The sequence below is a fragment of the Chryseolinea soli genome, assembly GCF_003589925.1.
Classification (GTDB): domain Bacteria; phylum Bacteroidota; class Bacteroidia; order Cytophagales; family Cyclobacteriaceae; genus Chryseolinea; species Chryseolinea soli.
Genome location: NZ_CP032382.1, coordinates 2,701,093 through 2,721,683, shown reverse-complemented (window position 1 = coordinate 2,721,683; position 20,591 = coordinate 2,701,093). Strand labels below are relative to the sequence as shown.

11 protein-coding genes are annotated in these 20,591 nt (G+C 52.7%); 10 read left to right on the top strand and 1 reads right to left on the bottom strand.

Features of this window, described 5'->3' with window-relative positions; translation table 11 throughout:
- Nucleotides 1-35 precede the first annotated feature (35 nt).
- The 7 genes from D4L85_RS11740 to D4L85_RS11710 all read left to right on the top strand — a co-directional run bounded on the left by D4L85_RS11740 (nt 36) and on the right by D4L85_RS11710 (nt 8,186).
- Nucleotides 36-1,040 carry a sugar phosphate nucleotidyltransferase gene (locus D4L85_RS11740; protein ID WP_119754487.1) on the top strand — a complete coding sequence of 335 codons (1,005 nt, stop codon included), beginning with the start codon at nt 36-38 and terminating at the stop codon, nt 1,038-1,040.
- 2 nt (nt 1,041-1,042) lie between these two features.
- A complete protein-coding gene (locus tag D4L85_RS11735; RefSeq protein WP_160143678.1) occupies nt 1,043-2,812 on the top strand; it encodes a tetratricopeptide repeat protein in 1,770 nt (589 codons plus the stop codon).
- Entirely contained in the window at nt 2,805-3,569 is a 765-nt protein-coding gene (lolB1, locus tag D4L85_RS11730) for a lipoprotein insertase outer membrane protein LolB1 (protein ID WP_119754485.1), read from the top strand. Before D4L85_RS11735 ends, lolB1 begins: the two co-directional genes overlap by 8 nt.
- Nucleotides 3,556-4,740 (top strand): murein hydrolase activator EnvC family protein, encoded by a 1,185-nt coding sequence (locus tag D4L85_RS11725; protein WP_119754484.1) that lies wholly within the window; start codon nt 3,556-3,558, stop codon nt 4,738-4,740. The genes lolB1 and D4L85_RS11725 overlap by 14 nt, the downstream gene beginning before the upstream one ends.
- Nucleotides 4,741-5,000: 260 nt before the next feature.
- A complete protein-coding gene (locus D4L85_RS11720) occupies nt 5,001-5,213 on the top strand; it encodes a Sec-independent protein translocase subunit TatA/TatB (RefSeq protein ID WP_073133910.1) in 213 nt (70 codons plus the stop codon).
- 3 nt (nt 5,214-5,216) lie between these two features.
- Complete coding sequence (gene gatA, locus D4L85_RS11715; protein WP_119758753.1) at nt 5,217-6,641, top strand: Asp-tRNA(Asn)/Glu-tRNA(Gln) amidotransferase subunit GatA; 1,425 nt, start codon at nt 5,217-5,219, stop codon at nt 6,639-6,641.
- Between the two features lie 6 nt (nt 6,642-6,647).
- A complete protein-coding gene (locus D4L85_RS11710; RefSeq protein WP_228450864.1) occupies nt 6,648-8,186 on the top strand; it encodes a lytic transglycosylase domain-containing protein in 1,539 nt (512 codons plus the stop codon).
- A 30-nt stretch (nt 8,187-8,216) separates the two neighbouring features.
- On the opposite strand, the gene D4L85_RS11705 is transcribed toward D4L85_RS11710, so the two are convergent.
- Nucleotides 8,217-9,899 carry a sensor histidine kinase gene (locus D4L85_RS11705; protein WP_119754483.1) on the bottom strand — a complete coding sequence of 561 codons (1,683 nt, stop codon included), beginning with the start codon at nt 9,897-9,899 and terminating at the stop codon, nt 8,217-8,219.
- A 280-nt stretch (nt 9,900-10,179) separates the two neighbouring features.
- Between D4L85_RS11705 and D4L85_RS11700 the strand changes: the two genes are divergently transcribed.
- The 3 genes from D4L85_RS11700 to sov all read left to right on the top strand — a co-directional run bounded on the left by D4L85_RS11700 (nt 10,180) and on the right by sov (nt 20,553).
- The gene (locus tag D4L85_RS11700) at nt 10,180-12,459 is read left to right on the top strand and encodes an NADP-dependent malic enzyme (RefSeq protein ID WP_119754482.1); all 2,280 of its coding nucleotides are present in this window, start codon (nt 10,180-10,182) and stop codon (nt 12,457-12,459) included.
- A gap of 256 nt (nt 12,460-12,715) precedes the next feature.
- Nucleotides 12,716-13,309, top strand: coding sequence for a Holliday junction branch migration protein RuvA (ruvA, locus tag D4L85_RS11695; RefSeq protein ID WP_119754481.1), 594 nt, complete (start codon nt 12,716-12,718; stop codon nt 13,307-13,309).
- Nucleotides 13,310-13,314: 5 nt separating this feature from the next.
- Nucleotides 13,315-20,553, top strand: coding sequence for a T9SS outer membrane translocon Sov/SprA (sov, locus tag D4L85_RS11690; RefSeq protein WP_228450863.1), 7,239 nt, complete (start codon nt 13,315-13,317; stop codon nt 20,551-20,553).
- Nucleotides 20,554-20,591: the final 38 nt, after the last annotated feature.

Genomic DNA, 20,591 nt, shown 5'->3' with positions numbered 1-20,591 from the left:
AGCTTTACTCGAATCAAAAAACAAACTCTCCTTTCATGAACATAATCATACCGATGGCAGGACTGGGCAAACGCTTGCGCCCGCACACACTCACGGTTCCTAAGCCTCTTTTACCCATCGCCGGCAAACCCATTGTGCATCGCCTGGTGGAGGACATCGCCAAAGTTACGCCCGAGAAAATCGACTACATCGGTTTCATCATTCACCCGTCGTTTGGAAAAGAAGTCGAGGAGAGTTTGAAGGCCATCGCCAACAAAGTGGGCGCCGAAGGGAAGATCTACTACCAAGAGGAAGCGTTTGGCATTTCGCACGCCTTGTTGTTCGCCAAGGAGTTGTTCACCGGCAAAGTCATCGTGGCATTCGCCGACACACTCTTCAAGGCCGACTTCAAGCTCGACACCACCCAGGACGGTATCATCTGGGTGCAACGCGTGGACGACCCCTCGCAGTTTGGCGTGGTGAAGCTGAACGATAAAAAAGAAATCATAGAGTTGGTGGAGAAACCCTCCACATTCGTTTCGGACCTGGCCATCATTGGCATCTACTTTTTCAGGGACGGCGCCGCCCTGGCGCGTGAGATGCAATACCTGATCGACAACAATATTAAAGACAAGGGCGAGTTTCAGTTCACCTCCGCCCTGCAGGGCTACGCCAAAAAAGGCGCAAAATTCATGACCGGTGAAGTGACGGAGTGGTTGGACTGTGGCAACAAAAATGTGACCGTGCAGACCAATCAGCGCTATCTGGAGTTCATCAAGGACCAGAAGCTGGTGTCGGAAAAGGCCACATTGGTCAATTCCGTGATCATCGCCCCATGTTTCGTGGGCGAGGGGGCTGTGATCGAGAATTCCGTCATCGGGCCCCATGTTTCGGTAGGGGAAAACACCCGGATTTATGACAGTCGGATCAAAAACTCCATTATTCAGCGGGAATCGACCATCCGAAGCGCCATGCTGGAGAACAGCATGTTGGGGAATTTCATTATTTTTGAAGGTTCTAAGCTCGACTTGAGCCTAGGCGACTTCAATGCAATAACGTGAAATTGAGAGGAAGAAGAGTATATACGGTTTTGGCCTTATTAGCGGCGTTGTCCTGGACAGCACCCGGGACAGCAGTTGCCCAGCGAAAAAAGAAAAACGTCGAGGAAGTGGAGGCTTCCGGCATCCGGCTCCGGGAAGCGGAGTTCTATTTTACCGAGGGCGAAAAATTCTTCATCCTCGAGGACTATGCCAAAGCCCTCCTCTACTATCAACGCACGCTGGAGATCACACCCGACAACGCCACGGTGCACTATAAAGTGGCCGAAGTGCTCTCCCAAAGCAACAAACAGGAAGATCTTTTGAAAGCTTCGCTCAGCATGGAAAATGCGTTGAAGCTTGAAAAGAAGAACAAATACTTCTACCTGCTGGCCGCCAACATCTATGGCAGCCTCACCAAGTTCGACAAGGCTGCCGAAACCTATGAAGCCCTGATCAAAGAGGTGAAAGGATCGGAGGAATACCTCTACGAGCTGGCCGCCGTCTATCAATACGCCAACAAATTCGACGACGCTGTAAAGACCTATAACCGGGCCGAAAGCGCCCTGGGCATCAGCGAGGTGTCGTCCATCCAAAAGCTGCGCATCTACCTGGAGCAGGGAAAAACCAAAGAGGGTATTGCCGAAGGTGAAAAACTCATCAACGCCTTCCCCGATGAAGAACGGTACGTCATGGGGTTTGCCGACGTGCTGTCGCAAAAGGGCATGCGGCCCGATGCCATCAAATATTTGGAAAAATTCCTGGTCACCAATCCCGACTCGGGCAACGTAAAAATGCTGCTGGCCGGTCTCTACCGCGACAGCCGCCAGGAAGACAAAGCCCGCGCCCTGTTGCTTACTTTGTTCGACGACCCCTCGGTGGAGCTGAGCAGCAAGCTGATCATGCTCGGCGCCTACAACACCGAGCTTAATCAGAACAAGACCAAGAACATTGCCGATCCGGAAAAAGAAAAATTTGCGCTCAGCCTGCTGGAAAAGCTGGGGAAAAGCAACCCCTCCGATCCAAACGTACACATCCTCGGCGGCGATCTCTATCTGTCCACCGGCAAGCCGCGTGATGCCCAACGCGAATATTCCCAGGCCATCGAGCTGGGCAACGTGAACTTTGAAGTGTGGGAGAACCTGCTGTTCCTCGAAACCCAGATGGAGCAATGGGACAACGTGATCAAACACAGCGATGAAGCGCTCATCATGTTCCCGAACCAGGGCATGGTGCACTATTTCAACGGCTACGCCAACCTGCGCAAGCGTCAATATCCCGAGGCCGTTGCCTCCCTGGAGCAAGCCAAAAAGCTGACGACCTCAAACACCAACCTGCAAGGCGAACTCAACAGCATGTTGGGCGATGCCTACAACGCCATGAAAGCCTACGACAAGTCGGACAAGGCCTACGACGACGCGCTGACCATCAACCCCAACAACGACGCCGTCTTGAACAACTACAGCTATTTTCTGGCGCTGCGGAAAGTGAACCTGGAGAAGGCCGAAAAAATGGCATCGTCGCTCATGAAGAATAATCCGGACAATCCAACGTTTCTGGATACGTATGCCTGGGTGCTCTATACACGCCAGAAATACAAAGAGGCGCGCAAGGCCATCGAGCGGGCCATTTCGACGGGCAATGCCAATGCCACGCATTTTGAGCACTATGGCGATATACTTTTTCAACTTGGTGATGTAACCGGCGCGGTGCAGCAATGGGAGAAGGCCCGCGGATTGAATGCCAACAGTGAATTGTTAAACAAAAAAATTGCGAACCGGAAAATCTATGAATAAACGCCTCTGGATCTTGCTCATCGGCTTCTCCGCGCTGATAATGTCCTGTAGTAAAAAGGTTGCTCCCACAACCCTTCCCGCCGCCGTCGCGAAGCCCGCGCTCGATGTGCAGGAAGTTGATTTCGAATATTTTCACGGCAAGGCCCGTATGATCCTGAGAGACGCCAAGAAAGAACGCGAAGTGAAGGCCAACATCCGCGTGCGCAAAGACAGCGTGATCTGGATGACATTTTCCGTGATCGGCGTGCAAGGCGGCAAAGCCCTCATCAACAAAGACTCCATCACGGTAGTGAGCAACGTCGACAAAGAATACTATGTGTTCGACTACGCCGAGCTTTCCAAGCGCTACAATTTCGAGATCAACTACAAGGTGATCCAGGCGGCCATGTTGGGCAACCTCATCATGCCCCGCAGCGACTCGGACCAGGTGCAACAGGAAAGCTCCTACTTCGTATTGAAGCAACGGGCTGCAACCAACGGCGTTATGGTGGACAACTTCATTAACAGCGCCAGCAAAAAACTGGAAAAAGTGGAGATGAAAGAAGGTAACAGCGACAACTCACTCATCGTCAATTATTCGAATTTTCAACCGGTAGGTCCCGCGTTGTTCCCCTACAATGGTACGATCAATTTATTTTACAAGACCTTGGGCGGATTGCTGAACACGACCATCATCTTTGAGTACAACAAGGCCGAGGTGGGTGACAAAGAGCTGAAGTTTCCATTCAACATACCCAAGCGATATGAACGCCGGTAAATGTGCGTGGCTCTTTCTGATCTTCGGTTTTCTTTCTTTTCCTGCTGTGGCCCAAAAGTCAAAGGCCCAGCTTCAAAAGGAAAAACAGCAGAACCTGGAGAAGATCAAAGAGGTTGAAAAGATCATCGAAGAAACATCTGCCCAAAAGAAAAATTCCCTGGGCGAACTCAACGCCCTGAACCAGCGCGTCCACGAACAGGAAAAACTGGTCGGCTCCATCAAAGGCGAAGTCAATTTTCTCGACAGCGAGATCAGCGACAACAACGACATCATCGTGGTGTTGGAAGAAGATCTCGACGACCTCAAAAAAGAATACAGCGCCATGCTGTTCGCCGCACAAAAGGCCAACAACAGTACCACTCGTCTGACCTTTCTCTTCTCTTCAAAATCGTTCGATCAATTGGTCATGCGCCTGCGCTACATGGATCAATATGCCGAAACCCGCAAGCTGCAAGCCGAACAGATCACGAAGGTGCAGGAAGAACTTTCGGGCCACGTCGCCGAAATCCGCGTGCGCCGCGAGGAGAAGAACAAACTCCTGAACGAAGAACAGCGGGAAGGCACGAACCTGATCTCGTTAAAGCAAAAGCAAAATTCACTGGTGAAGTCGCTGGAGAAGGAAGAGAAGAAACTGCGCAAAGACCTGGAGGAAACAAAGAAGGCCGTAGCCAAACTCGACAAGCTCATCGAAGACCTCATCAAAGAAGAAATGGAACGCGCCGCCCGCTCCAAGAAATCCGAGGTTGCCGTGACGTTGTCCAATTCGTTTGAAGAGAACCGGAACAAATTCATGTGGCCCGTGTCTTCGGGCTTTGTGTCGCAACGGTTTGGCCGGCAAAATCACTCCGTGCTCAAAGGCGTTGTGGTGCAGAACAATGGCGTGAACATTCAGACGCAGGAGAACGAAAAAGTGAAGAGCATTTTCGAAGGCGAGGTACGTCGCGTAGCCTTTATTCAAGGACTGGGTAGCACGGTGATCATCAAACATGGCGAGTATCTCACGGTGTATGCCGGCCTGAAGGAAGTATTCGTTCGGAGCGGACAAAAAGTGACCACCAACCAAGAGATCGGCAAAGTGCTTTCCAACAATGAAGGCGTGTCCGAACTGCGCTTTCAGATCTTCAAGAACACCACAGCGCTGGACCCCTCCTCGTGGTTGAAAAACATGTGAGTGTAAATCCCTGAAGACTCCGTTTTTTTACTTAAAAAATACTTAGCCCGGCGCGCATTTTGTGATGTTGCAGCAAGCGAAAGTGAACGCTTGTTCGGGTATGTAATGTCTGACGAAAAAGGGGTGAAAACGGTCCCAGTATTTAACCTGAAAAGGGAGCCCTTTAACCGCTGGTAACCAGCCGCCAACATCCCGGTCCCATTCATTTGATACTATCCTTTTTTACCCTACTTTTGCCTTTACGTTTAAAATTAAAGGCCATGAAAGCTACATTTTTGTTTTTAAGTGGGGTTGGTTTCCAAGAGATTCTGCTCATCGGTTTATTCATCCTCGTGTTTTTCGGCGCAAAGAAAATTCCCGAATTCATGAAAGGACTGGGTAAAGGTGTTCGTGAATTCAAGGATTCCGTGAAAGACGTGAAGAAGGATCTTGAAGACGCGGGCGATTCTGCAAAACTTGACGACGGAAAATAAGTGTTGAAGACGCAAGCTACATTTCGGGAAACTCAAAACGATCTGCAGCACGGAAAACGCTCCTGTCAGGATATTGTCCGTTTTCATCTGAACAACATTAAGAAAAAAAAGCACCTCAATGCTTTTCTGAGCGTGTATGAAGATGAAGCGCTCGCGCGAGCTGCTGAAATCGACAAAAAAATAAAACTTGGTACGGCGGGAAAACTTGCCGGGCTCGTCGTGGGCCTGAAAGACGTTCTCGCCTATAAAGACCACCCCCTGCAAGCCAGCAGCCGCGTGCTGGATGGTTTCATCTCCCAATTCAATGGTACGGCCGTGCAGCGCCTTCTCGACGAAGACGCCATCATCATCGGCCGCCAAAACTGCGACGAATTTGCCATGGGTTCTTCCAACGAGAACTCAGCGTTTGGCCCGGTGCTGAACGACGCCGACAATACCCGTGTCCCTGGAGGTTCTTCCGGCGGCTCGGCGGTTGCCGTTCAGGCCGATATGTGCCAGGTTTCGCTGGGCTCGGATACGGGTGGTTCGGTGCGTCAACCCGCAGCGTTTTGCGGACTGGTGGGACTAAAACCCACCTATTCGCGCATCTCCCGGTTTGGGTTGATCGCTTATGGCTCGTCTTTTGATTGTATTGGTATATTCGGAAAGTCGGTGGAAGATGTTGCCCTGGTGCTGGAAGTGATTGCCGGCCCGGACGAGGTGGACAGCACCGTCTCGCAATTGCCCGTGCCGAGCTATTCCAAGGCCCTGCAAGCGTCCGACAACAAGAAATACAGGGTTGCCTATGTCCGCGAGATCGACGATTCTCAAGGCCTGCAACCCGAAATAAAGGAGAGTATTTTGGCCAAGCTGGACGCCATCAAGGCCGACGGCCACAGTGTGGAGGTAATTGATTTCCCATTACAGGAATTTGTTTTACCAACTTACTACATTCTGGCAACGGCCGAAGCCAGCTCCAACCTTTCCCGCTACGACGGCGTGCGCTATGGCTACAGAAGCCAGCAGGCCACCGACCTGGGATCGCTCTACAAAAAGAGCCGCTCGGAGGGTTTCGGGAAAGAAGTGCAGCGTCGCATTTTGCTGGGCACGTTCGTACTGAGCGCCAGCTACTACGACGCCTATTACACGAAGGCTCAGAAAGTCCGTCGCCTCATTCGCGACAAGACAAAAGAAATATTGAAGCACTATGATTTCATCGTGATGCCCATAACGCCCACCACAGCTTTCAAGCTGGGCGAGCATACGGACAATCCTTTGGAAATGTACTTGGCGGATCTTTTTTCCGTTCAGGCTAATGTGGTGGGTGTGCCGGCCATTGCCATACCGTGTGGTACGGACAAACAAGGCTTACCCATCGGACTGCAAGTGATCGCCGATGATTTCGAGGAATCGAAATTGTTGCATTTTTCAAACACACTCTTGACGTGACCCCTCATGAGAAACGGTCTTCGCTGTACCATTTTTTCCGTCGCTGATCAAACGATCATGCCCTCGGCCCCTGTCGGCAAAAAAGCTTGTCTCTTTGCTGCGCTATTTTTATCGCTGACCGCCTTCCCGGCCCTCAGCCAAGTTCCGGTGGCGGCACTCGACTCCTTGTCGGTGGTCGACTCCCTGGAAGTGGCCGTGGCAGAAGAGGACATGCTCTTTAAAGAGGACACCGCCGACTTCGTTTATTTCGCCTTGCCCAGCGAGCTGGAGCACATTCCCGGCGACGACGATCCGGCCACCATTGCCGACCGGTTGGCGTGTATTCAAAAGACCATGCCGCTGGTGTACAACGAACGCATCCATGCCTTCATCAACTACTTCACGGTGAAAGACCGCGAGTACACCCGCATGATGATGCGCCGCAAAAATCTTTACTTCCCGATCTTTGAAAAATGTCTTGCCAAATACGGCTTGCCCGATGAGTTGAAATACCTTTCCATCATCGAATCGGGGTTGAATCCCCGCGCCGTATCGCGTGCACGTGCGGTGGGTCTCTGGCAATTCATGTCGGCCACCGGCAGACATTATGGATTGAACAACGACTGGTACATCGACGACCGCATGGACCCGGAGAAAGCCACGGAAGCAGCCTGCCGCTACCTGCGTGATCTCTACAGCATGTTCCATGACTGGGAGATGGCCCTGGCGGCCTACAACACCGGCCCCGGCAACGTGAAGCGAGCCATTCGCCGTTCCGGATACAAGCATACTTTCTGGGAAATTTATCCCAACCTCCCCCGCGAAACGCGTTCATATGTTCCCCAATTCGTAGCCATCACCTACGCCATGAACTACCTGGACGAGCATAACTTCTTCGACGAAGGCGAAGAGATGCTGCCCAAGTACGATACGGTGCAAGTAACCAAATTCCTCCACTTCGAAACGTTTGCCAACCTCACGGGTACCTGCCTGGAAGACATGCAAAAGCTCAATCCCTCGATTCAGCACAACGCTATTCCGGAAACCAGCAGAACGTATACCCTATACGTCCCTGTAGGTTCGAAAGAAAAGTTGTTGGCCGATCGCCGATCGATCCTGGATTCCGCGGCGAAAGTGGGCAAGAAAGACTTAGAGTTGCTGGCAAAAAATACAGCAGGCTCAACCTATGGCCGCGACCGCATCACCTACAAAGTGCGCAGCGGCGACGTGCTGGGATCGATTGCCATGCGTCATGGTGTTCGCCTGGCCGATCTGAAAAAATGGAACAACCTGCACAACAACAACATTCGCGCAGGCCAACGATTGAACATCTGGCTGCACGAGCCGGCACGTGCCACCACGGCAATGGCTTCGGCCCGCACAACCAAGACGGCGGCAGCGCCCGTAGCCCTTCCGGATTCAAAGACCTATACGGTTCAACCCGGCGACACGCTGTGGGAAATCTCTAAGAAATTTGAAGGCCTCACCATCGAAAAGATCAAGAGCCTGAACAACCTCAACAACAGCCAGCTCAAGCCCGGCCAGAAGTTGATCATCGGCATGTAACCTTATCAGCGTGGTGATTCGTGAAGCGGATCACCACGCATTGTTTTTTGAAGGATGTTCGCGCGGCAACGACACGCGGAATGTCGTTCCCTCCCCCACCACGCTCTCTACCTCGATCCGTCCGCCCAAGGCAGCAACCTGTGTTTTTACGAGGTACAATCCCATGCCCTTTCCCTCCACGTGATAGTGGAAACGTTTATACAAATTAAAGATCTTGTCTTTATACCGCTCCAGATCGATGCCCAGACCATTGTCGCGAATGGTGACGACGAGTTTGTCGTTTTCGATGGCGGATTGGATCCGGATGATGGGTTGCTTTAGCGGGTTCCGGTATTTGATAGCGTTGCTCAGCAGGTTGTAAAAAATACTTTCGATGTAGGGATGCAGCGAATGGATCGTTTTCTCTTCGGTCAGCTGAATGCCAACCCATGCGCCGGTCTGTTTGATCTCATCTTCCAACAACTGCGTCACCTTCTCCAACACCGCTTCCAGATTCACATCCGTGAAGACCTGGGTGTTCATTTTCTGGATGCCCAGGATGTGCGTAAGGTCTTTGATCACTTGGTCGAGGTCGTGGGTGGAGCGCACCATCAGCTGCACCATTTCGGCCGTTTCTTTTTCGTCTTTTGCAAACGTGAGGATATCCGAAAGACCGACGAGCCGCGCCATGGGAGCCCGCAGGTTGTGCGAGATGATGAAAGCAAATTGTTGCAGGCGGCTGTTGTGTTCAATCAATTCCAGGTTGGCCTCCTTGAGATCTTGTGTTTGTCGTGTCACCTCGATGACGAGCTCGCGGTTCTTGCGCTGGATGAGGTCGTTCTTTTCTTCGATGATCTTTTTGGCCAGTTGTACGCTTTCATGCTGCTCGGCCAGGACGTTGCGCTGGCGTTCGATCTCTTTTTGCTGCAGCACCAACTGCTCGTTGTGCGCTACGATCTCTTCATTCTGAGCGCTGATCTCTTCGTTCTGAGCAAGGATCTCGCGGGTTCGTTCGTAGACCGTGCGCTCCAGCACGAGGTTTTGGTCGGCCAGCAGGAGGGCCCGTTGTGTTTCGGATTTTCGCAGTTGCTCGGAGAAGCCGAGGCTGCGATTGGTTTGGAACGCGGTGTAGGCCAGCAAGGGCGTGGTGAACAGGAACAGCACGATTTGCAGGATGTAGCTGTTTTGCAACGCGTTTTCGTAGCGAACCTTGGCCTGCGCGGAAATATTGTCTTCAAAATTTTCGACGCGCTTTTTGAATTCCATGAATTGCAACCACACCGGAAAGCCCGGATCGAGATCGAGCAGGGCCGCAAATTTATCGTGTTGTCCGCGTTGTAAATACCTTGTCATCACACCGGTGACCTCGATGTAGTGGTTCACGGAGTCGCGTTGTATGTAGACCTCGTTGAGGTCGTATTGTTGTGCGTGCAAGGCGGTCTCCAGCCGGTTGAAGGCTTGGTTGATATCGTAGATGGCCGTGTCGCGCGCATCGAGGAAGGAGAGTTTTTCCACGATGGCATAACTTCTCACCGCCATGTCGAGCAAGTGCAGGCCGCGAACCACATCCGTTGCGCTTACCTTGATTCGTTCGGCCTCCTCCTGCTGTCGTTTGTTGAACTCGATGACCTGGCTGTTGCGATAGATCAGATAAACATTAATAAGCATCAGCCCCGCCACGAGACAAACCACGCCGTACAATACAGCTCCTTTGAGCCATGAGACTGCCGTCATAGAACAGATTTAAACCAAACCTGGAATGTGTATGAAGTTCAGAAGAAAAAGGTAAACCTTTGTTATTCAGCGCAAACTTTGTTCACTTTATTTCAGCCCGGCTTGCATTTTACAAACAGACTATTCTGCCTTCCGTAACCCAGAACCGCAACCCTGGCAAGGCGCTTCCTTTGCCATGCACAACCTGTTTTCGGGCCGGTAAGGCAACGGTTCTTCACGATATAATCCTGTAACTTTTGCCGTGGCTTGTTATCTTTGCCCACCTAACTAACATTCATACATGTCCATCAAAATCAGAAAACAGGATGCCCTGAATTTTCACATGCAGGGACAACCGGGAAAGATCGAAGTTGTTCCCACCAAATCGTTGAGCACACAATTGGACCTGGCCCTGGCCTATTCACCGGGTGTGGCCGAACCTTGCCTGGAGATCGCTGCCAATAAAGAAGATGTTTACAAGTATACTGCCAAGGGAAACCTGGTCGCCGTTATTTCCAACGGTACGGCCGTGTTGGGATTGGGCAACATCGGTCCCGAGGCGTCAAAGCCCGTGATGGAGGGAAAGGGTGTGTTGTTTAAAAAATTCGCAGGCATCGACGTATTCGATATCGAGATCGACGAATCAGACCCCGATGAGTTTATCAAGATCGTGAAGTCACTGGAGCCAACGTTTGGCGGCATCAACTTGGAAGACATCAAGGCACCCGAATGTTTTAAGATCGAGACGGTGCTGAAAGAGAAAATGAATATTCCGATCATGCACGACGATCAACACGGCACGGCCATTATCTCGTGCTCGGCCTTGTTGAATGCCCTGGAGATCGTCGGTAAAAAAATAGAAGATATTTCCATCGTCGTGAACGGCGCGGGTGCCGCAGCCGTGAGCTGCACCAAATTATACATCGCCCTGGGCGCGCGCCCGGAGAACATCATCATGTGTGACAGTAAGGGTGTGCTCAATACCCAGCGCACCGGTCTGGACGAGGTCAAACAACAGTTCGTCACCAAAAAAAATATCAACAGCCTGCAAGAGGCCATGCAGGGCGCCGATGTATTCGTGGGGCTCTCGGTGGCCGACGCCATCACGCCTGCCGATCTGAATGCCATGGCAAAAGATCCCATCGTGTTTGCCCTGTCAAATCCCGACCCTGAGATTGCCTATGACCTGGCCATGAAAACGCGCCACGACATCATTATGGCCACGGGCCGTTCCGATCACCCTAACCAGGTGAATAACGTGCTGGGCTTCCCCTACATTTTTCGAGGCGCCCTCGATGTGCGGGCAACCGAAATCAACGAAGCCATGAAGTTGGCCGCCGTCAAAGCGCTGGCCGAGCTGGCCAAAGAGCCCGTGCCCGACATCGTGGTAAAAGCCTACGGTGCCGACAAGATCCGGTTCGGTCGCGACTACCTCATTCCCAAACCCCTTGACACACGCCTCATCACAACGGTATCGCCGGCGGTCGCCAAGGCAGCGATGGATTCGGGCGTTGCAAAAAATCCCATCACGGACTGGGGCGCCTATCACGAGATCTTGCAAAAACGCATTGGTATCGATCAAAAATTAATGTCGCGCGTGATCGACCGCGCCAAGAAGCAGCCCAAACGCGTAGTGTTCACGGAAGCCGATCATCATAAGGTGCTGAAGGCGGCACAAATCCTGAAAGACGAAGGCATTGCCTTCCCGATCTTGCTGGGGAATAAAGAGCGGATCATGCAACTGATGGAAGAGTACAAACTCGACCTGCACGATTGTCCCATCCTCTATCCGCGCCAGGAAGAAGAAACCGTAAAGCGCTATGCGCAGGAGTTCTACAAGAAACGCCAACGCAAGGGCATGAACTACCAGGATTGTGAGCGCCTGATGCGCGAGCGCAATTATTTTGCCGCCATGATGGTGGAGCACGGCGATGCGGATGCCCTGGTGAGCGGTCTCACGAAAGATTATCCCAAAACCATCCTCCCCTCCCTGCAGATCATCGGCACGGCCGACGGTGTGAACCGCGTGGCGGGCATGTATATCGTCCTGGCCAAACGCGGCACATTCTTTTTCGCCGACACCACGGTGAACGTAGAACCCAACGCCCAAGAACTGGCCGAGATCATTGAGCTAACCGCTCACGGTGTGAAATTTTTCGACATAGAACCCCGCGTGGCCATGCTGTCGTATTCCAACTTCGGATCTTCCAAGGGCGAGGTGCCGGAGAAAACGAAAGAAGCTGTGCGCCTGGCGAAGCTGAAGAATCCCGACCTGGTGGTGGAGGGCGATATCCAGGCGAACGTGGCGTTGAACACCACGTTGCAACAGGAGACCTTCCCGTTCAGCGCGCTGGCGAAAGAGGGAGCCAACACGCTCATCTTCCCCAACCTGGCGTCGGGCAACATCGCCTACAAGCTGCTGATGGAAATTGGAGGAGCGGAAACCATCGGACCCATTCTGTTGGGGATGAAAAAGCCGGTGCATGTGCTGCAGTTGGGTAGCTCCATCCGCGAGATCGTGAACATGGCGGCGATTGCCGTGGTGGATGCGCAGTTACACGAGCAGAACGGGCACTTGTAATTTTTAGCCCGCCTTCGCTAAAGCTTCGGCGGGCGAGCCCAGTCTTCGCTGAAGTTTCGGCGAGCAAGCCGCCTTCGCTGAAGTTTCGGCGAGCAAGCCCGTCTTCGCTGAAGTTTCGGCGAGCAAGCCCGCCTTCGCTAAAGCTTCGGCGGGCAGGCACGAAAGTTTAACGCAAAGATCACGGTGGGTTCTTTGTGGCGTTGTACTTTTTCGTTTTATCCTACCGTTCTTTCATCCTAAATTAGCGTACAAAAAAATGATCGCTTTTCTCAAAGGCAGGCTGGTGCAGCGAGACCCTACCCACGTGATCGTGGACGTTAACGGCGTGGGATATCTCCTGCATATTTCGCTGCAGACGTTTTCCGAGATCAAAGAACAAGAGCACATCATGCTGCACACACACCTCAGCATTCGCGAGGACGCGCATGTATTGTTCGGGTTTAGTAACGAGACGGAAAAGAAGCTCTTTCAACAACTGGTGTCGGTGAACGGGGTGGGGCCCAGCACGGCCATTGTGATGTTGTCGTATATGAACAGCCAGGAGTTGAAGAGTGCCATTGTGCGCGAGGATGCCGCCGCTTTGCAATCCATCAAGGGCATCGGGGGCAAGACCGCACAACGGGTCATCATCGAATTGAAGGACAAGCTGAAGAAGGAAAGCTGGGACGAAACTCAGCCGTCTATTTCAGTGGGTCCTCACAATACCCTGCGCAAGGAAGCGTTATCTGCTTTGCTTACGCTCGGCCTGCCCAAAGCAGCCGCTGAGAAAAGTGTTGATACCGTCCTGAAAAAATCGGGAAATACCATTACCTTAGAAGATTTAGTTAAGCAGGCCCTAAAAAACGCATAGTACGTTTGACTGTCTCTACACGGAAGAATCAGGTTGCTCTAACGCTTGGCCAGTTGTTTGTAGCATGGCTGAGTATTTTGCTCGTACCCCAGACGGTATCGGGGCAAGTCCGACCTACGCGCCAAAACCCTTCCGACACGACCCAGAGTGACAGTTACAAACCCACTCGCCGACCCACATACCGGGCCACCGACCGTTATGGCGATCCGTTCTCCAACACCACCACGGCCTCGCCCCTCTACCTGAAAGACCCCAACCAGATGAAGCTGGACGTGGACATCGACACGGCCCTGAACTATACCATCTATGAAAAGATCGGCGACCTGAACTACCGCCCCACCTCGAGCATGAGCTTCGAGGAGTTCAAGCAATACCAGGACCGCCAGATCCTGAAAAGCTATTGGAAGGGACGCGCCCGCGCCCAGGACGGCGAGAGCGCCGTGACCGGCCGAAGCCTCATCCCCAAGATCTTTATCAGTCCCGTGCTGGACCGCATCTTTGGGGGCAGCTACGTGGAGCTCGTACCCCGCGGATTTGTGACACTGGACTTCGGGGCCGCCTTCCAGCGCCTCAACAACCCCAACATCCCCATCCGCCAGCAACGCAACGGCGGCTTTGAGTTCGACCAGCAGATCAACATGAGCGTGGTGGGCAAAGTGGGCGAAAAGCTGCAGGTCACCGCCAACTTCGACAACAACAACTCCTTCGACTTCCAGAACAACATGAAGGTGGAATACACCGGTTTCAAGGAAGACATTTTGCAAAAGCTGGAGATCGGTAACGTGAGCTTGCCCCTGAACAACACCCTGATCCAGGGTGCGCAAAACCTTTTTGGTATCAAAGCCAAAATGCAGTTCGGCAAACTGGACGTCACCTCCATTGCCACCACGCAACGGGGAAAGACGGCGTCCATTAACCTGGGGGGCGGCAACAATGCCGGGCAGGGGCGGCCGTTCGAGATCATTGCCTCCAACTACGACGAGAACCGTCACTTTTTCCTCGGCCAGTTTTTCCGTGATAACTACCAAAAGTGGATCGGCAACCCACCTCAGATCATTTCCGGGGTAAACATCACCCGTGTGGAGGTGTACATTTTGAACCGGAACAACGACACGCAAACACTGCGCAACGTGATGGGATTTATGGATCTCGCGGAACCCCGGCGCATCTACAATTCAGCCGTGCATAGCAACAATCCCAATGCACCAAACGGCAACGCGTCAAATGATCTTTTCGACAAGCTTAAAACATTTCCCCGTGATGCCGATGGAATCACCGGCGTCCTCGACGCTCAATTCAACAAGGCCCTGATAAACGGAACTGACTACGAAAAAATCACCGGTGCCCGCAAACTCGCTACCACCGAATATACCTTCCACCAACAGTTGGGCTATGTAACGCTGACGCGCAAGCTTCAAAACGACGAAGCCCTCGCCGTAGCCTACGAATACACGTATAACGGCCGCGCCTACCGCGTGGGTGAACTTTCCGACGACTATGCGAGCCTGAAAGACAACGAAGTGATCTTCCTGAAGCTGCTGCGCCCCCGCAAGATCGCCATCCGCGATGCAAACAAAGTGATCATCCCCACTTGGGACCTGATGATGAAGAACATCTATAACCTGAACGTGACGCAACTCACGCGCGATGGTTTTCAGCTTCGGGTGATCTACCGCGATGACAAATCCGGTATCGACAACCCGCAATTGCAGGAAGGCACAAAAGTGCGGACGCGGCAGTTGGTAGAAGTGATGGGGTTGGATAAACTCAACCCCGTGAACGACCCCCAAAAGGACGGAAACTTCGACTACATCGAAGGCATCACCGTAAACTCCACCACGGGGCTTATCATCTATCCCTACCTCCATCCCTTTAGCGACGCCTTGCGACAGGCATTCGCCGGGGATCCGCAGCAGGCCTACCTTATTCAGAAATACGCTTACGATACGCTCTATCACACCACGAAGGCCGATGCCGAATTGTTTGCCACGAAGAACAAATTCTACATGAAGGGTTTGTACAGTGCAGGGTCATCGAAGGAAATATTGATACCGGGCTTCGGCGTGTCGCAAGGTTCGGTGAAGTTGTATGCCGGCGGCATCCCCTTGAACGAAGGAACGGACTTCGTCGTGGACTACACGTTCGGGAAGGTGACCATCTTGAACGAATCGGTTTTAAACTCGGGTAAAAATATTGAAGTGAAGTATGAACAGTCGGACCCGTTTGCTTTTCAGACGCGAAGCTTGTTGGGCACACGGTTTGACTATCACCTCAGCGAAGATGTGAACCTGGGTGGTACGGCGCTGTATTACAACGAGCGGCCGCTCATCAGCCGCAACCAGATCGGCACCGAGCCGGCGCGCAACTTGCAGTACGGTCTTGATTTCAACGTCAACAAAAAGAGCCGCATGCTCACCAAGTTGGTGGACGCATTGCCCTTCCTGGAAACGAAGGAACAATCGTCGGTGGCTGTGACGGGTGAATTTGCACAGTTGCTTCCCGGCACCTCCAACAAGATCAACGGCGAGGGAACGGCCTATATCGACGACTTCGAGAACACGGCCACGCCCTATTCGCTCATGAGCCCGGCGGGCTGGAAACTCTCTTCCGTCCCCAAAACGGACGACTACCGGTTCGACCCCAGCAACGGCCTGGGCAACGACCTCTCTGCGGGGTACCTGCGCGCAAAAATTGCCTGGTATACGGTCGATAATCAACTCTATCGCAACGTGGGCCGCTTCAAGCCGGACAACATCACGGACAACGATCTGAAGAACCACTATGTGCGGCCCGTGGACCCGAAAGAAATCTTCCCGCTGCGCCAGCTCACACAAGGTATTTTTTATGAACAGATCTTCGACGTGGCTTACTATCCAAAAGAACGGGGACCTTACAACTACAACCCGCTGCAAACGTCCGACGGTTTTCTGAACAGCCCGGAAAAGAACTGGGGTGCCATTACCAACGCCATCCGGACCGAAGTGGATTTCGACAAAGCCAATATCGAGTACGTTGAATTCTGGTTGCTCGATCCCTTCATCAACAGCCAATACGGCTACGTCGACGATGGGATCACCGACACACCACAACCGAACCGGACGGGTGGTAAGGTGACCTTTCAACTCGGCAGTATTTCCGAAGATGTGATCCGCGATTCCAAGCACGCGTTTGAGAACGGACTTCCCCCAACCGGAAATCTCGACGGGGAGGCCACAAAAAACAATTGGGGTTATGTTACTTCCCAACAATACCTCACCAATGCCTTCAACAACGATCCCAGCACGCGGGTCAACCAGGATGTGGGGTTGGATGGTTTGCCAACCGACAAGGAAGTGTCCTTCTTCCAAAATTACATCAACCAACTGGGCGGTGCAGCACGGGATAAATCCATCCAGGATCCGTCTGCGGATAACTTCCATTATTTCTTAGGTTCGGATCTGGATGCCAACAACGCGCAGATCCTGGAACGCTACAAACAGATCAACGGGCAGGATGGAAACTCTCCGGTGATCACGGGTAGCGACGCCGTTACGCCATCGGGCAGCACGATCCCCGACAACGAAGATATCAATGCCGACAACACGCTGAGCGAACTGGAAGAATATTACGAATACAACCTCGACCTGCGACCTGGCCAGCTCGACATCAACAAAGGTTATATCGTGGACAAGATCCTGACCAAAGGCACCAACTCGCCGGAGCAGGTGACCTGGTATTTGTTCCGTATTCCCGTGCGGCAATTCGAGAACAAGGTCGGCGCCATCGATGGTTTCAAGTCCATCAAGTATGCGCGGATGTTGCTCACGGGGTTCAAGGATCCGGTGGTGTTGCGTTTTGCGAACTTCCGCATGGTGGGTAGCCGCTGGAGAAGATACACCGACAATTTGCTGGAAAGCGATCTGGTGAAAGATCCCGAACTCGATCCCAACAACTTTACAGTGAACGTGGTGAACCTGGAAGAAAACGCCGCGGCCTCTGAAAACAAATCGGGCTATGTGATCCCTCCCGGCGTGGTCCGCGACCGCGACAATACATCGGCGGTGCCTCGCCAATTGAACGAGCAATCGGTGCAGGTGTGCGTCGACAATCTCAATGACGGCGACTCGCGGGCGATCTATAAGACCGGTGCGGTGGATTTGTTCAACTATGGCCGCATCAAAATGTATTTCCACGCCAACAGCGAGGCCAACGACGGTGAGCTGCAAGGCTTCCTGCGGTTGGGTACGGACTTCGATCAAAACTATTATGAGATAGCGCTCCCGTTGAAGATCACGCGGCCCACCAACTCCAACGATCCCGATGTGATCTGGCCCGCGGAAAACGATATCGACCTGGCCTTGGATGATCTTTATGCGCTGAAAGCCGCCCGCGATCGCGAAGGTTTTCCGTTAACGGAGTTGTATCCGCGCGAGGGCCCCAAGCTGGTGGAGGACCGCCACTTGATCCGGATCTTCGGACGCCCCGACCTGAGCAGCGTGCAGGTGATGATGATCGGGATACGCAATCCAAAAACAGCCGACAAGCGAACGATCTCGGCCTGTATCTGGGCCAACGAACTTCGTGTCACGGATTTCAATCGAACGCCGGGCTGGGCGGTAAACTCCACCGTCAGCGCAAAGCTTGCTGACTTTGCTACGGTGACGGGCGCGTTCCGTCACACAACCTTTGGTTTTGGTCCTGTGAGTTCCAAGATCTTTGAACGAACACGCGATGAAACCACGGCCTACGACATTTCGGCCAACGTGAATGTGGATAAACTTTTGCCCGGCAACACCGGCATCAAGATCCCCATGTTCATGAGTTATCAGAACACGACGATCAATCCACAATACGACCCCGCCAACCCGGACATGAAGCTGAGTGCCGCGTTGCAGTCGTTCAACACCGACCAGGAGAGGAGCGACTACATCAAGCTCATTCGAGACCAGGAAACGCGACGAAGTTTGAACTTCATCAACGTGCGAAAGGTGAAGACCCGAGCGGATGCACCGGTACGGCTATGGGACATCGAGAACTTTGCCTTCAGTTACGCCTATAGCGAAGCCAACCGGTCGAACTTCACGACCAAACAAGCTTTGCAAAAAGAATATAAGGGTTCCATTGCCTACACGTTTTCACCAAAAGCTACCGGCATCGAACCCTTCAAAGATTCGAAGGGGTTGAATTCGCCCTGGTTGAAGGTGATCAAAGATTTCAACTTCAGCCTGATGCCCTCTAACATCAGCGTGCGGATGGACCTTGACCGGTCGTTCCAGAAGAACGTGTATCGCAACTCCGGTTTCATCTCCGATCCGAATTATGTGAAGTTCTTCACCTTTAACCGAACGTATGCCGTGCATTGGAATCTCTCCAAGAACCTGTCGTTCGATTATAACGCGCGGATGAATGCGATCATCGATGAGCCCGACGGTGAAGGCGATTCGGTGTCGACCGAGATCAAAAAGAATTTGAAAAAATTTGGTCGTGCCAAGCTTTTCGATCAGAGCATGACCCTGAACTATACGGTACCCCTCGACAAAATTCCCGCCACGGACTGGCTGGGGGCCGACTATCGCTATCAGGTGAACTACAACTGGCGCGCCGGGCCACGCGACACGCCCGACACCCCGGGCAATCCACCCATTGTGAATGGACTGCCCGACGACTTGAATTTTAAAAACACTATCCAGAATTTGCGTGAACAGAACTATACTGGTCGAATAGACATGATCAAGCTGTATAACAAAGTGAAGTTCCTCAAGGAACTCAATGCAGCACCCAAGGTGAGCACCCGGCCCACCAACCCAAAACTCCCACCAAAGCCTACAAAGGCCGACAGCGTTAAAGAAAAATCCATGCCTGGTTTGGCTAAAGGAATATTGCGCCTGCTTATGTCGCTTCGTTCTATCAACGGTACGTATACCCTATCGGAGGGAACGATCTTGCCCGGGTTCGTCCCCGATCCCAAATTATTCGGGATGGACGATGCCTGGGATTCGCCGGGATGGGGTTTTATTTTCGGAAGCCAGGATCCCAACATCCGCTATAAAGCTGCGTCCAAGGGTTGGCTCACCACCAACACGAGCCTCACCATGCCCTTCACGCAACAGCGAAATCAGACCATCAACCTCCGGGCAAACATAGAGCCGTCGCCCGACCTGAAGGTGCAGGTCGATTTTAGGAAAGAGACTACCAATTCGTATCAATCCATTTTCCGCGCCAGCGAAGAGGGAAACATCAACAGCTTTTCCGATCTCAGTCCCAGTCGCAGCGGTTCGTATCGCATTTCGTTCAACACCATTCGCACAGCGTTCAACAGCAGCAATGGTGAAGTCACATCGGCGGTGTTCCAAAAATTTGAGGAGAACCTGTTGACCATTCGCGAACGGTTCAGCTCGCTGCCCGGCCACTCCAAGGGTGAGTATGACACCACCATGCAGGATGTGGTGATCCCGGCATTCCTGGCGGCCTATTCCGGAAAAGATGCCAAGGCCCAGAGCCTGTCGCCCTTCCCCAAGATCCCGATGCCAAACTGGCGCATCGACTATACAGGACTTAATAAATTAGGAATCTTTAAGAACGCGTTCCAGTCCATCACCATTTCGCATGCTTATCAATCGACGTATTCGGTTCTGAATTATTCCAACTCGCTGGACTCGTTGGCGAACACGGGCGATAACCTGGCGAACCTGACCATCAACCGGCCGATAGAAGACTATAACCGGAGTTATTTTGGGGAGACCAATGCCGACGGCAAATATGTTCCGTTGTATGTGATCAGCCAGGTCATGCTCTCCGAACAATTTGCGCCGCTCATCGGTATCAACGTGCGGACAAAAAGCCGGGTGACGGCTAACTTCCAATACAAAACCAAACGCGACGTCTCGCTGACCATCTCCAACGCGCAGATCACCGAGATGCTGAGCAAAGACGTTTCGCTCGAAATCGGCTTCACCAAAAACAACCTGAAGCTGCCATTCAAATCCGAGGGCAGGCTCATCGTGTTGAAGAACGACGTGACCTTCCGCCTGAACACCACGGTGTCGGATCAACGGACCATTCAACGGAAGGTGAACGAGTTGAATATGATCACCAACGGCAGCGTCAACATCCAGTTGCGGCCCAACATCAGCTATGTGGTGAACCAGAAGCTGAATATCCAGGCCTACTTCGAACGGACCATCAACGACCCGAAGGTTTCGAATTCCTACCGGCGGGCCACCACGCGATTCGGGGTGCAGGTACGGTTCAGCCTGGCGCAATAGATTCCGGCCGTTCCCGGCCGTTTTCCTGCTTTAATTGT

What these genes read in the sequence shown, in the direction of transcription:
- D4L85_RS11740 (WP_119754487.1), top strand. Translation starts at nt 36, where the DNA reads ATGAACATAATCATACCGATGGCAGGACTGGGCAAACGCTTGCGCCCG.
- lolB1 (WP_119754485.1), top strand. Translation starts at nt 2,805, where the DNA reads ATGAATAAACGCCTCTGGATCTTGCTCATCGGCTTCTCCGCGCTGATA.
- D4L85_RS11725 (WP_119754484.1), top strand. Translation starts at nt 3,556, where the DNA reads ATGAACGCCGGTAAATGTGCGTGGCTCTTTCTGATCTTCGGTTTTCTT.
- D4L85_RS11720 (WP_073133910.1), top strand. Translation starts at nt 5,001, where the DNA reads ATGAAAGCTACATTTTTGTTTTTAAGTGGGGTTGGTTTCCAAGAGATT.
- D4L85_RS11710 (WP_228450864.1), top strand. Translation starts at nt 6,648, where the DNA reads ATGAGAAACGGTCTTCGCTGTACCATTTTTTCCGTCGCTGATCAAACG.
- D4L85_RS11705 (WP_119754483.1), bottom strand. Translation starts at nt 9,899, where the DNA reads ATGACGGCAGTCTCATGGCTCAAAGGAGCTGTATTGTACGGCGTGGTT.
- D4L85_RS11700 (WP_119754482.1), top strand. Translation starts at nt 10,180, where the DNA reads ATGTCCATCAAAATCAGAAAACAGGATGCCCTGAATTTTCACATGCAG.
- ruvA (WP_119754481.1), top strand. Translation starts at nt 12,716, where the DNA reads ATGATCGCTTTTCTCAAAGGCAGGCTGGTGCAGCGAGACCCTACCCAC.